10 protein-coding genes are annotated in these 12,688 nt (G+C 64.4%); 6 read left to right on the top strand and 4 right to left on the bottom strand.

The features are described 5' to 3' along the window. Position 1 precedes the first annotated feature (1 nt). The 6 genes from IE101_RS16345 to IE101_RS16320 all read left to right on the top strand — a co-directional run bounded on the left by IE101_RS16345 (position 2) and on the right by IE101_RS16320 (position 7,611). Positions 2–1,006, top strand: coding sequence for an ABC transporter permease (locus IE101_RS16345; protein WP_229804254.1), 1,005 nt, complete (start codon positions 2–4; stop codon positions 1,004–1,006). 56 nt (positions 1,007–1,062) lie between these two features. Next, positions 1,063–2,538, top strand: coding sequence for an iron-containing alcohol dehydrogenase (locus IE101_RS16340; RefSeq protein ID WP_189634917.1), 1,476 nt, complete (start codon positions 1,063–1,065; stop codon positions 2,536–2,538). Further along, positions 2,528–4,048 carry a xylulokinase gene (locus tag IE101_RS16335; protein WP_189634916.1) on the top strand — a complete coding sequence of 507 codons (1,521 nt, stop codon included), beginning with the start codon at positions 2,528–2,530 and terminating at the stop codon, positions 4,046–4,048. Before IE101_RS16340 ends, IE101_RS16335 begins: the two co-directional genes overlap by 11 nt. Before the next feature lie 33 nt (positions 4,049–4,081). Further along, positions 4,082–4,993 (top strand): HAD-IIA family hydrolase, encoded by a 912-nt coding sequence (locus IE101_RS16330; RefSeq protein WP_189634915.1) that lies wholly within the window; start codon positions 4,082–4,084, stop codon positions 4,991–4,993. A 39-nt stretch (positions 4,994–5,032) separates the two neighbouring features. After that, on the top strand, positions 5,033–6,436 hold the full coding sequence (gene lpdA, locus IE101_RS16325) for a dihydrolipoyl dehydrogenase (protein ID WP_189634914.1): 1,404 nt from the start codon (positions 5,033–5,035) through the stop codon (positions 6,434–6,436). A 743-nt stretch (positions 6,437–7,179) separates the two neighbouring features. Then, positions 7,180–7,611: a glyoxalase superfamily protein gene (locus IE101_RS16320; RefSeq protein WP_189634913.1), complete on the top strand. Its 432-nt coding sequence runs from the start codon at positions 7,180–7,182 to the stop codon at positions 7,609–7,611. A 197-nt stretch (positions 7,612–7,808) separates the two neighbouring features. Here IE101_RS16320 and IE101_RS16315 read toward each other — a convergent pair whose 3' ends face one another. The 4 genes from IE101_RS16315 to IE101_RS16300 are packed head-to-tail and all read right to left on the bottom strand — an operon-like array spanning position 7,809 to position 12,667. Then, positions 7,809–8,858 (bottom strand): quaternary amine ABC transporter ATP-binding protein, encoded by a 1,050-nt coding sequence (locus IE101_RS16315; protein ID WP_189634912.1) that lies wholly within the window; start codon positions 8,856–8,858, stop codon positions 7,809–7,811. After that, complete coding sequence (locus IE101_RS16310) at positions 8,851–10,833, bottom strand: ABC transporter permease (RefSeq protein WP_189634911.1); 1,983 nt, start codon at positions 10,831–10,833, stop codon at positions 8,851–8,853. The genes IE101_RS16315 and IE101_RS16310 overlap by 8 nt, the downstream gene beginning before the upstream one ends. 50 nt (positions 10,834–10,883) lie before the next feature. Then, positions 10,884–11,840, bottom strand: coding sequence for an ABC transporter substrate-binding protein (locus IE101_RS16305; RefSeq protein WP_189634910.1), 957 nt, complete (start codon positions 11,838–11,840; stop codon positions 10,884–10,886). A 20-nt stretch (positions 11,841–11,860) separates the two neighbouring features. Beyond that, positions 11,861–12,667 (bottom strand): SDR family NAD(P)-dependent oxidoreductase, encoded by an 807-nt coding sequence (locus IE101_RS16300; RefSeq protein ID WP_189634909.1) that lies wholly within the window; start codon positions 12,665–12,667, stop codon positions 11,861–11,863. Between the last annotated feature and the right edge of the window lie 21 nt (positions 12,668–12,688).

The following is a 12,688-nucleotide window of genomic DNA, read 5'->3' as shown; positions in this document are numbered from 1 at the left end:
AATGGCTGTGCTGGATCAGACCGGACAGAAAACCGGTGCAACGCAGAAGGGCAAGGAAAAGACCATGTTGAACGCCATCAAGACCGTGCAGAGGTTTATTCCGGGGCCGCTGATCGGGCTGATCCTGGTCTGTATAGTGTTCTCGACGCTGTCGCCCTATTTCCTGACGACGCGCAACATGTTCAACATCTTTTCGCAAATGTCCGAGATCGGCATCATGGCGGCGGGTGCAGCGCTGGTCATCATCATCGGGGGGATCGACCTTTCGGTCGGCGCAGTGCTGGCGGTGACGTTGATGCTCAATGCCTGGCTTTACCGCGACATGGGCGTGCCTTTCGTGCTGACCACGCTGGCGGGTCTGGCGCTGGGTGCCTTCATCGGTTTCGTGAATGGCGTGCTGTCGACCTACGGCCGCATCCAGCCCTTTGTCGCGACGCTCGCCACCATGTCGGCCTGTTCGGGCCTTGCGCTGTTCATCACCAACGGCAGCCCGGTGACCGGCTTTCCGACCTGGTTTTCCGACATCACTTCGGCGCGGGTGCTTGGTCTGCCGCTGGAATTCGTCATCCTCGTCACGGTATATCTCGTGGTAGCTTTCTGGCTCTACTTCCGACCCTCGGGGCGGGCGCTTTATGCCATCGGCGGGAATGAGGAAGTCGCGCGTCTTTCGGGCATCAACACCCGCCGCGCCAAGGTAATGGTCTATGTCGCCGCAGGTTTCCTGGCTGCACTGGCTGGGCTGATCGTGGGGTCCCGTCTGGACGCGGCCCATCCGACCGCGGGTGTGAATGATCTGCTGTCAGTCATCGCCGTGGTCGTGATCGGCGGGGCGAGCCTTGCTGGCGGATCGGGCGGCATGATGGGCACTTTCATCGGCTTGATGATCATCGGTGTGCTTCGCAACGGCATGGCGCTGATCAATGTCTCGCCCAACTTGCAGCCTGTGGTCATCGGGTTTGCCATTATCCTCGCCGTGATGCTGGACCGACGCAGCGCGCAGCGCTGAGACCCTCGCTGCCTTTCCGTACCTGTCCCGTCACCTGCGTCACAAGGAACGCCGCGATGCTGCTTGGACTTTCGATTGACGATCTGTCGCATCTCGACCGAATCAACGCTGCCATGAAGCGCAACGATCCGCGCGGGCAATTTGCCGACCTTGGTATGAAAGATGTCATCATCGCGGAAAACGTGCTGGACCATCTGATCGACGTGGTGGCTCGGCATATCACCGAGGCGGGTGGGCCAGGGCATCGGGGCGCCGATATCCGGGTGGTGGTCGATCCGGTGGTGATCCGCCGCGCAGGCCGCGATCTGAAGGCCGATGTCATCGCGCTTTTGTCGCGGCGCCACCGGGTCAGTCGCGTGGAACTGGATGACGGCAGCGATGTGCTGCATGCCGATGAACCGATCCTGGCTGAGGCTGCCGCGCGCGTGAAGGGCGCCGATTGCATCGTCTCGGTCGGCAGCGGCACGCTAACCGACGTGGCCAAGGTCGCCTCGGTCCGCGCGGGGGTTCCGGTGCATGTGGTGATCCAGACTGCGGCCTCGGTCGACGGGTTCACCGACAATTTCTCGGTCGTGCTGCAGAACGGGGTCAAGAGGACTGCGCTCAGCCGTTGGCCCGATGCGGTGCTGGCCGATGTGCGCACCATCGCCGAGGCGCCCGCCTTCCTGACCGCGGCGGGCATGGGCGAGATGATGTCGATGTTCTGCGCGCCGGGGGACTGGTATCTGGCGTCTGAGCTGGGCGTCGACGGCTCGTTCACGCCGGTGCTGCTCGAACTTCTCGCGATCTGTGGCTACGGGATCGAAGATTGGTCACGTGGCCTGCAGAGCGGCGATATTGCCGCTGCCGAAAGCCTGACCCGCGCCCTGTCGCTGCGTGGCATCGTCACGGGCACGGGCGGCACCACGGCTACCCTGTCCGGGATGGAGCATCTCTTCAGTCATATGCTCGACATGGTCGCAAGCCAGACCCACAGCCCCATGAGCCAGCATGGCGCGCAGGTGGGCGTGGGGGCGGTGATTGCCGCCGCAGCCTGGGATGTGTTCTGCGCCCGCATGTCGGAAACCCCGCTGACGGCGGCCATGCTCGCCTTCGATCTGGAGGAACAGCTGGCGGTCTGCCGCGCTGCCTTTGCCGATCTTGATCCCACGGGCGCGATCGGTGCGGAATGTGAGGGCCGCTACCGCAGCAAGCTGCTGGCACTGCAGCAAAGCTGGTCCGCCGTCGAGGCCTTCTTTGCCGATTGGCCGCGTCACCGGCAGGCCCATGATGCGCTGGTCTTCGACACGGCCAAGATTGTCGAATACCTGTCACGCGGCGGTTCGGCCATGCGGTTTGACGCGCTGAAACCCGCGCCGTCGGAAGAGCTGACCCGCTGGGTGATCGGCAATTGCCAATTCATGCGCGAACGTCTGACGATTGCCGATCTGCTTTATCTGTCCGGCTGGCTGGATGCGGCGGGCGTCTCGCGCATCATGGCCCGCGTGGATGAAGTGCTGGCCCAGGCCAAAGGGGTGGACCATGCCGCGTGATCTGGTTCTGGGGCTGGATTGTTCCACCACGGCGGCCAAGGCGGTGGTCTGGTCGCTGGATGGCACCAGCATCAGCGTCGGTCGTGCGCCCTATAGCCATTCCTCGCTGCATCCGGGTTGGGGCGAGCAGGACCCGGTTGATTGGTGGAACGCCACCATCGCTGCCATTGGCTCTGCCTGCCGCCAGATCGATCCCTCGCGGCTTGCGGCAATTTCCATCACGCATCAACGCGAAACCTTTGTCTGCCTTGACCGGGAAGGCCATGCTCTGCGCCCGGCGATGCTCTGGCTCGATACCCGCGCCACCGATCAGGTGAACCGCCTCGGATCGGACCATATCCATCAGATCACTGGTAAGCCGCCGAATACCGCGACCAGCTGGTACAAGCTGGCCTGGCTGCAAGACCACGAACCCCGCTGCCTTGAGGCGACGGATCGCGTGGCCGATGTCCATTCCTATCTGGTGAACCGCCTGACGGGTGAATGGCGCACCTCTTACGGCAGCGTCGATCCGCTGGGGGTGGTGGACCTGCGGACCTTCACGTTGTCCTCTGACCTTGTGGGGCAGGTCGGGCTGCGCCCCGACCAGTTTCCCGAACTTTGCGCCCCCGGCGAGGTGCTGGGCATCCTGCGCCATGATGTGGCCGAGCTTTTGGGCCTGAACCGTGGTCTGCGCGTCATCGCGGGGCTGGGCGATGGGCAATCGGCGGGCCTTGGCGTCGGCATCACCAAGCCCGGTGAGGCCTATCTGAACCTTGGCACCGGCATCGTTTCGGGCAACTTCAGTGCGAGCTATGGCACAGACCGCTCTTTCCGCACCATGACGGGCGGTGTCCCCGGCAGCTATATCTTCGAGACCTTCTTCGGCGGCGGGACCTATAACCTCAACTGGTTCGTGCAGCAGTTTTCCGGGATCGACGATCGACCCTTTGGCCTCGATCTGAACCCCGAACAAATTCTTGAGGCCGCGGCGAGCGCGTTGCCGGCAGGTGCCGACGGCCTGCTGTCGCTGCCCTATCTGACCGGGGTTCTGACCCCCTATTGGGACAGCACCGCTCGGGGCGTGCTGTTCGGGCTGACCGGGCGCCATGGCAAGGCCCATATGTATCGTGCCATTCTCGAGGGCCTCGCGATGGAGCAGCGCCTGTCCACCACCGGGGCCGAGGCCGCAAGCGACATGCCCATCCGCCGCTTCCTTGCGATGGGGGGCGGGGCACGCAGCCCGCTCTGGTGCCAGATCATTGCCGATGTGCTGGGCAAACCCGTCAGCGTCGCCCGCGAACCCGAGGCGACCTGTCTGGGATCTGGCATCCTCGCCGCCTATGGCGCGGGGTGTTTCGGGTCAGTTGAAGAGGCCGCTGCCGCCATGACCGGCGTGGGCAAGACCTATGACCCCCAGCCGCAACAGAGCGCCAAATATGATCACATCTACGGCCTCTACAAAGACATCTACCCCGCCCTGCGCGATCATTTCCTGCGCTTGCGGCAGGTCATGGCCGACATCGGTTGATCCAGACCCGGAAACGCGACAGAAATGATCAGGATGACAGCTCCGCCCGCCACCCAGCCCACCCTTGCCTTCGACACGGCCTTCGCGCGCTATGAGGCGATCCGCCCGCGGCTGCCCGCCGCCGGAACTCCCGGCGCCGGGCGCCTGGCTGCGGGGCTGCGCGACACGTTGGGAGATTTCGACGGATATCTCTTTGATTCCTTCGGGGTTCTAAATGTCGGTGAAACGGCCATTGTCGGCGCCGCTGAATGTCTTTTGTCTTTGCGTCAGCTGGGAAAGCCCTTCTGCATCCTGACCAATGCCGCCAGCTACACCAGCGCCGAGGCCTTCCACAAATACCAGCGCCTCGGGCTGGATATCCACCCCGAGGAGATCCTCTCAAGCCGCGATGTGCTGTTCCGCCATCTGGAAACCGCCCATGCCGGGCGGTGCTGGGGGGCGATTGCGGCGGCCGAAGATCGCTTTGCCGATACCGAAGCTGACCTGCGCCATCTGCACGATCTGACCGATTGGGATGCGGCCGAAGGGTTCCTCTTCCTCTCGGCCGTGCGCTGGACGGTGGCCGACCAGGATCGGCTGGTGGCCGCACTGCAGCGCAACCCGCGCCCGGTTCTGGTGGGCAACCCCGATCTGGTGGCCCCGCGCGAAGACGGGCTGACGGTCGAACCCGGATTCTGGGCACATGACCTGCAGGACCGTGCCGGAATTACTGTCGAATACTTCGGCAAACCCTTTGGAGATGCCTTCGCCATTGCGGCCGAGCGCCTCGGGGGCGGGCGGCTCGGCATGGTGGGCGATACGCTTCATACCGATATTCTCGGCGGACAGGCGGCGGGGCATGGCACCATCCTTGTCACCGACCACGGTCTTTTCAAAGGGCGCGATGTGGCCCCCTTCATCGCGGCATCCCGCATCGGGCCCGACTGGATCATCCCCACGATCTGAGGCGCGCCCTGCGGCGCGCGACCACAAGGACATCAAAGAATGAGTAATTACGACATTCTCGTCATCGGGGCTGGCCCCGGTGGCTATGTGGCGGCCATTCGCGCCGCGCAGCTGGGCAAAAAGGTCGCGCTGGTCGAGCGGGACCATCTGGGCGGCATCTGCCTGAACTGGGGCTGCATCCCGACCAAGGCGATGCTCAAGGGCACCGACCTGCTGCATGCGGCCCGGCAGGCCGACCGCTTCGGGCTTGCGCCGCTGTCGCCGGTGATCGATCCCGCCCGGCTGGTGGGCCGCGCGGTCGAGGTCAGCGGCCAGCTGACCGCAGGGATCGGGTTTCTTCTGAAAAAGAACGGCGTCGAGGTGATCTGGGGCGCCGCACACTTGGCCGCGCCCGGTCAGGTCGAGGTGGCAGAGAGCGCGACCCCCGCCCCCCGCGGGGCCAAGGGGCCGGGCCGCTATAGCGCCGATCACATCATCCTGGCCACCGGCGCCCGGCCGCGCGTCCTGCCGGGGTTGGAGCCGGACGGCCAGCTGATCTGGACCTACCGCGAGGCACTGCGCCCCGCCGCCGTTCCCGCGCGGCTGATCGTTGTCGGGTCAGGGGCGATTGGCGTCGAATTCGCCTCGATCTATGCGGCGATGGGCAGCAAGGTGACCATCGTGGAAATGGCGCCGCGCATCCTGCCCACCGAAGACAGCGAAATCGCGGGCCTGATGGCCAAAGCCCTGCAAAAGCGCGGGATCGAGATCCGCAACGGAGTTCTGATCGCCACTTTGGACCGGCAGGCCGAGGGCGTGATTGCCACCCTGTCGGATGGTGCGGTGCTTGAGGCTGATCGGCTGCTGTCGGCCGCCGGGGTGGTGCCGAATGTCGAGGGGCTTGGCCTTGAGGCGCTTGGCGTCACTTTCGACCGCGGCGCTGTTCGGACCGAAGGGGCAGGGCGCACCAGCGTTCCGGGCCTTTACGCCATCGGCGATCTGGCGGGGCCGCCCATGCTCGCGCACAAGGCCGAACATGACGGCATCGCCTGCGTCGAGGCGATTGTCGCCTCCTCTGACGCCAAGCCGCATAAGGCGCCCATCCCCGCCTGCATCTATGCCAGCCCGCAGGTCGCCTCGGTCGGCCTGACGGAAGAGGCGGCACGCGCAGCGGGGCTGGGTGTGCGTCTGGGCCGCTTCTTGCTGCGCGGCAATGGCAAGGCGCTGGTGCTAGGGGAACCCGAGGGGTTGGTGAAATGCGTCTTTGGTGCCGCGACCGACAGTCTGGTCGGCGCGCAGATCATCGGTGCCGAGGCGTCCGAGCTGATCCACGGTCTGACCATTGCCATCACCCTTGGGGCGACGTCGGCGCAGCTGGCGACCGTGGTCTTCCCGCACCCGACCCTGTCCGAAGCGCTGCATGAAGCCGTCCTCGCGGCACGCGATGGGGCCATCCATGCCTGACGACGGCAGCGACAGACACGCGCCCCGCAAGGGCCTAGGTCACCAGCTGAATGCGACCTGTGGCATCAAGCCGGTCTATCACAGCACCAGAGGATCGGCGCAATTGAAACAGGTGTCGGTCAAGAGGGGTGGCCTCTTCGCCGGCGATACTGCCAATCTCGGGCATGCTTCGGACAAGTGGCACCCATGCCCTAGATCTGGCGCGCAGTCCTGCATGGCCGCCGCAATCAACTGTTGCAGACGGTGAAGAGAGGCGGCGCCGACAAGCTGGGAAACGTGGTCATGCCATAGGCTCAGACCCCGGGCACCACCTGTCACCGACCTTTGCCGGGGCAGGTGACGGGGTTGTGAACGGCCCAGCTTCGCAGAAAGCAGGCATACAGAAGGGTCAAGCCCGCCCGGATCGACCGTCGCGGCGCACCGACCCCATCCGGGCGGTCCGAAAGGCCGCGCCACAGGGCCCGAGGCTTGACCCGGGCCGCAGTTTTGGGTACCGAATGATCAGGGTCCCGCGCACCTGCCGCCTGCAGACGAAAGTCACGGTGAAGCGCGGAACGGTTCGACATCTCACCCCCTGAAGCATTTCGCGTGGTGGGCAACGCAGGCTCCCATTCGTCTCGAAATGCCGACCCAGAGGAGTGAGCGATGTCGCAGCGGCACGCTTTTCATAACGACGATCTCTCTCCGGCGCCATTCGCCGGTTCTTCATTCTTCGCGCCTTTCACCTGCGCTGGAGGTGCTGCATGACAAGGCACACACTGGCCGATGTCAAATCTCAGGCAAAGGCGCTGCGCGCCGCCCTGCAGGCAGGTGGCACCCCCGTCAGCCATGCGCAGGCCCTGGAACTGGTAGCGTGTCAGCATGGGGCGAAGGACTGGAACACGCTCCATGCCCGACTGTCGCTGGGCAATGCGCGGCCCCAATTGTCCTATGGCGATCGTGTCCGGGGCCAGTTTCTGGGCCAACCGTTCACCGGCGCCATTCTTGGCATTTCAGGCCCCAGCACCCATCGGGAGATCGAAATCCGTTTCGACAGCCCGGTTGACGTTGTCAGGTTCGAGAGCTTTTCGAACCTCCGCACCCGTGTCCGCGCTGTGATCAATGAAATAGGGCAATCACACCGCCGCACCTCTGACGGCGCCCCCCAGCTTATCGTGGAACTGGAAAACGGGTAACGCGAAATGGATCGCGGGAGGGCGGCGTAAATCGGGGATCCAACGAGCCCGGTTGTCGCAGCCCGCGGGATGACCAACCGCTTTGACAAGGAAGATGCCTCCATCTGCGGCGCGTCGGTCGGATGAGTCCTGGGGGAAGGACGCGGGGTGACGCTGACCCTATCTTTGCGCGGCCCCGGCGGGGGCCGCGTTCCGGTTCAAAGCGCAGCCAGCGTTTCAAGGGCAGTCTGGCGATCCAGCGACCCAAGGGTGCGGCCCGCCTTGTCCGTCACTGCGATCGGCCCGGCTGAGGCAACAATCTGCGCGGCGACCTCGGACACCGTTGCCTCGGCCGGGACGGACATTGCCGCCGACGCGATGCTTTCACGCCGCATGAGTGAGGCCACCCGGATGACCCGCGCCGGGGGCACTTTGGCGACGAAGCGGCGGACGTAATCGGTGGCGGGGCGTGTCACAAGCTCTTCCGGGGTGCCGATCTGAATGATGCGGCCATTTTCCATGATGGCGATGCGGTCGGCCAAGCGGATCGCCTCATCCAGGTCGTGCGTCACGAACACCGCGGTGCGCGACTGTTCGCGCTGCAGACGCAGCACCTCGTCCTGCAAGTCTGTGCGGATCAGCGGGTCCAGCGCGGAAAAGGGTTCGTCAAGAAACCAGAATTCGGGATTGGTTGCGAGTGACCGGGCAATGCCCACGCGCTGTTGCTGGCCGCCCGAAAGCTGCGTCGGAAGGCGGGTTTCCCGTCCCGACAGACCCACCAGCGCGACGAGCTCGCGCGCTCGCGCTTCGGCCCGCGCCCGGTCGATGCCCTGCATTTCCAGCGGAAAGGCGATATTGCCCAAGACCGTGCGGTTTGGCAGCAAGGCAAAGTGCTGGAACACCATCCCCATCCGCCTGCGCCGCAGATCGGCCAGCGCCTTTTCCCCCAGTTTCAGAATGTCCTGCCCGCCAAAGGTGATGTGGCCCTCGGTTGGTTCGATCAACCGCGTCAGGCAGCGCAGCAGGGTGGATTTGCCCGATCCGGACAGCCCCATGATGACGAAAACCTCGCCCCGGCCGATATCGAAACTGGCGTCCTGCACTGCCCCGGTCAGATGATCGCGGGAGAGCGCCTCGGCCGTGCGTTCGGCGGGAGGACGGCTACGAAAGCGTGCGGCGCCCTCGCCAAAGACCTTCCAAACCGATGAGACAGAGATCGCGGTTTCCGCCGCGCGATGGCGTGAATGAAAGGCGTTCGCTTCAGACATGGCTATTCCCCTCGCTTTGGGTGGCGCGCGCAGCGGCGGCTTTCAGGATGGTGTCGATGATCAGCGCAAGTGCGGCGACGCACAGCCCCGCAACAATGCCGGGTCCGGCCATGCCTTGCGAAAGGGCGGTAAAGACATTCTGGCCCAACTCGCGCGTGCCGACGAGGGCGGCGATCACCAGCATGGAAAGCGCCATCATCACCGTCTGATTGACGCCAAGCAGCAGTGTTGGAAGCGCGCCGGGCAGGCGCACATGGCGGAACGTCTGCCAGCGCGAACAGCCCGACATGGCCGCCGCCTCGATCCGTTCGGACGGAACGTGCAGCATGCCGTCAATGCCATAGCGCACGGCCGGAGCCACCGCGTAAGACAGAATGGCGATCAGCGCTGAGAAATCGCCATTCCGGAACAGCATCACGGCCGGCAGCAGATAGACCAGCGTCGGCAGGGTTTGCAGCGTATCGAGGAAGAGTTGCACCCCTGCCTGCAAGCGCGTCCTGCCCGCGACCCAAATGCCGAAGGGGAAACCGATCGCGAGCGCCAGGATGACCGAAAGCAGGGTGAGATAGAGAGAGCCCATCGCCGCGCTCCAATAGCCGGTGACGACGATGAAGAGGCCCAGCACCACAACCGTGGCGGCCGTCCGCCCCCCACCAAGACGCCACCCGCCGAGCGCTGTTGCGGCGATGACCAAGGGCCACGGCAAAAGCTGCAAGGCGTCACGGATCGGGTTCATGACATAGAGCAGCACCGTGGTCCGGATTGCCTCCAGCGGGTCGTAGAATTGCTGGTTGATGTAGGACACGGCATCGTTCAGCGGCGCCGCGACGCTGAGCGTCCACGCCTCGGGCCAGAGCGCCAAAGCCGGAACGAACAGGCTCAGCACAGAGGGAACGAGGATCAGCGCAAGGCCGACGACCCAGGTGCGCTGCGCGCGCCCTCTGCCGTTCCCCGCCGATTGCTGCCGCGCCAAGGCCTGTGTCAGCCGGTCCAGCAGCACGGCCAGCACCACGATCGCCATCCCGGCCTCGAAAGCTGCGCCGAAATCGAGCCGCCGCAGGGCGCGCAGGACATCATAGCCCAATCCCCCGGCGCCGATCATCGAGGCGATGATGACCATGTTCAGCGTCATCATCACGACCTGGTTCAGACCGATCGCCAGCCGCGGCATGGCGACGGGAAGCTCGACCTTCCACAAGGTCTGACGGCGGCTGCATCCCGTCATTCGGGCAAGATCAAGCGTGTCCGAGGGCACCGATTGCAACGCAATCACCGTGGCATGAACCATTGGCGGCATCGCATAGGCGACGGTTGCAAACAGTGCGGCGCTTGGTCCGTAGCCAAAGAGCAGCAATGTCGGCAGAAGATAGGAAAAGGTCGGCACGGTTTGCATGATGTTCATCACGGCCCGCACCGCGGGTTCGATGCCCGGCGACCGATGCGCCCGGATGCCAAGCACAAGGCCCAGCGACAGCGAGGCCAGAACACAGAACAGCACCGATGACAGCGTCATCATTGCCGAAGTCCACAGCCCGAAGGTTGCAAGGTAAATCCCCGACATCGCCGCAAAGAGCCCAAGCCGCAGTCCGGCAAGACGCCAGGCCAGAAGCGAGGCTGCCAAAGTCACGCCAAGCCAGCTTGCCGGGGGAAGAACCTGGCGCTTGTTGAAGCCGGCCCCGGAAACCCAGCCTTCGGCCAGCACCTTCTGCATCACCTCGATAGGCCATTGTGCAGCGGTGGCGAGGGCGCGGGTCAGGTCGGAGAAGGCGATCCCGAACAGCGAGGCATCCCGCACGATCCAGTTCATCGCCACGTCAACCCAGACCGCTATCGGCAATGCCGGGGCTTCGGGCGTTCCGGCGGCGCCGAGGGGAAGGACGACGCAGGCAACCGCAATGGCACCAAGGGCCAGAAGGGCAGCAAGCCCGGCGCGCGATAGCCGGTGTTGCGTGGGAGGGGTGGAGATTTCGGCCATGATCCGTTCCGGTCAAAGGGGTGCCGGAAGGTCCGGCACGCCCATCAGGTTCAGTTGGCGGCGCAGGTGGCCCATTCGCGCCACTTCGCCTCGTTGGCTTTTGCCCATTCCATCGCCACGTCCTCGACCGTCCGACCGTTCACATCGACCTCGTAGACCAGTTTGCCGACCTCATCCCCGTCCATCGTGAACTTGCGGGTGATGTCATAGGCGCAGGGCCAGATCTTCTCGCCCTCGGCCCAGGCCATTTTCTTGATCCAGCCCTGGGGCTTGCCGCAGTCAAAGGCCTTGTCCTTGTTCAGACCCCAGGCCGGATCGGTGTAGCAGGCTTCCTCATATGCCGGAAATTCGACGAACTTGCCGTCGTAAACCGACGGTGCCCAGTGCGGCTTGTAGACCCAAAGCAGGATCGGTGCCTTGCGTTCGTAAGCCGAGCGGAGTTCGGCGAACATCGCAGCATCGGTGCCCGCGTGGACGACTTCGAAGGGAAGACCGAGCGCCTCGATCCGCTCTTCATCATGACCGCCCCAGCTGACCGGTGCCCCAAGATACCGCCCCTTGGGCGCGGTCTCGGGCGCCGAAAAGGCCTCGGCGCAGCTCTTGAGCGCGGTCCAGTCGGGCAGGCCGGGGCAAAGCTCTTCCATATAGGACGGATACCACCAATCCTCGCGCGCTTTCGGGCCCAACTCGCCCATATCCAGGACCTTGCCGGTCGCAACCGAGGCGTTGAATGCCTTGTCCTGCGTGGTCTGCCAGGTTTCCAGGGCGATGGTCAGATCGCCGTTCTCGAACCCCGGGTAGCGCGCGCTGTCATCCGCGATGACCTTCTCGACCGTGTATCCATAGGTCGAGAGAATGATGTTCAGGATCTCGGTATCGACCAGCGACGAGGTCCAGTCTGCCTGCATCAGCTTGATCGGTTGATCCGACTCCGCTTCAAAGGCCGCGGCGGCTGTGCCGAAGGCCAGTGCAGTGATCGTGAATGCGGTAAGTGTTTTCTTATACATCCCTGTTTTCCTTCTCGTTTTTAACCTTTGGCGTACCAGCCGTTGTCCACGTAAAGCGCCGTTCCGTTGACAAAGCTGGCCTCGTCCGAACAGAGCCACAGCGCGGCTGCGGCGACCTCTTCGGGTTCGCAGATCCGACCCTGCACACCCGAAAGGCTGCCTTCGCTCCAGGTCTGGCCGAGGCCGTCCAGCTCGTCGATCTCGCGCAGGCCGTGGGCGGTTTTGACAAAGCCGGGGCAGACAGCATTGGCGCGGATGTTCTCGTCGCGATATTCCGCCGCAATGGAACGGGCGAGTTGCAGCACCGCGCCCTTGGTCATGCAGTAGACGCTTTCCAGGGCAAAGCCCTTCTCGCCCCCGATGGAGGAGGTGATGACGATATTGCCGCCCCCGTTCGCGCGCATCTGTGCCACGACTTCGCGGCAGACAATGAAGGACGAACGTACATTGATCGCCATCAGCCGGTCGTAATCGGCATCGGTCGTGTCATGCAGCGGTTTGACGATGATGGTTCCGGCATGGCTGAACAGCGTGTCGACCGGACCCCAGACCGCATTCACCTCGGCCAGCGCGGCGCGGACGGCGTCGCTCTGGGTGCAATCGGTTTCGACGAACATCACGTTGCGACCCAGGCCCTGCTGCTCGGCTTCAAGCCTGCGCCCGGCCTCGACAGCAATGTCAAAGACCGCGACCCGCGCACCCGCTTCCGCAAACATCTCGACAGCCGCGCGTCCCATGCCATTGGCCCCGCCCGTGATGATCGCCGTCTTGCCAGCCAGCCGTCCCGCCAATGGCACTTTCGATCTGGGGTTGGCTTGGTCCTTCATGGTGCCTCCGGCGCATTGGAT

The sequence above is a fragment of the Gemmobacter lanyuensis genome (assembly GCF_014652355.1).
Lineage (GTDB): Bacteria > Pseudomonadota > Alphaproteobacteria > Rhodobacterales > Rhodobacteraceae > Gemmobacter > Gemmobacter lanyuensis.
This window is presented reverse-complemented; position numbering and strand designations above follow the sequence as displayed.

Coding starts and splice junctions, on each gene's coding strand:
- IE101_RS16335 (WP_189634916.1), top strand. CDS start 2,528: ATGCCGCGTGATCTGGTTCTGGGGCTGGATTGTTCCACCACGGCGGCC.
- lpdA (WP_189634914.1), top strand. CDS start 5,033: ATGAGTAATTACGACATTCTCGTCATCGGGGCTGGCCCCGGTGGCTAT.
- IE101_RS16320 (WP_189634913.1), top strand. CDS start 7,180: ATGACAAGGCACACACTGGCCGATGTCAAATCTCAGGCAAAGGCGCTG.
- IE101_RS16305 (WP_189634910.1), bottom strand. CDS start 11,840: ATGTATAAGAAAACACTTACCGCATTCACGATCACTGCACTGGCCTTC.
- IE101_RS16330 (WP_189634915.1), top strand. CDS start 4,082: ATGACAGCTCCGCCCGCCACCCAGCCCACCCTTGCCTTCGACACGGCC.
- IE101_RS16340 (WP_189634917.1), top strand. CDS start 1,063: ATGCTGCTTGGACTTTCGATTGACGATCTGTCGCATCTCGACCGAATC.
- IE101_RS16315 (WP_189634912.1), bottom strand. CDS start 8,858: ATGTCTGAAGCGAACGCCTTTCATTCACGCCATCGCGCGGCGGAAACC.
- IE101_RS16345 (WP_229804254.1), top strand. CDS start 2: ATGGCTGTGCTGGATCAGACCGGACAGAAAACCGGTGCAACGCAGAAG.
- IE101_RS16300 (WP_189634909.1), bottom strand. CDS start 12,667: ATGAAGGACCAAGCCAACCCCAGATCGAAAGTGCCATTGGCGGGACGG.
- IE101_RS16310 (WP_189634911.1), bottom strand. CDS start 10,833: ATGGCCGAAATCTCCACCCCTCCCACGCAACACCGGCTATCGCGCGCC.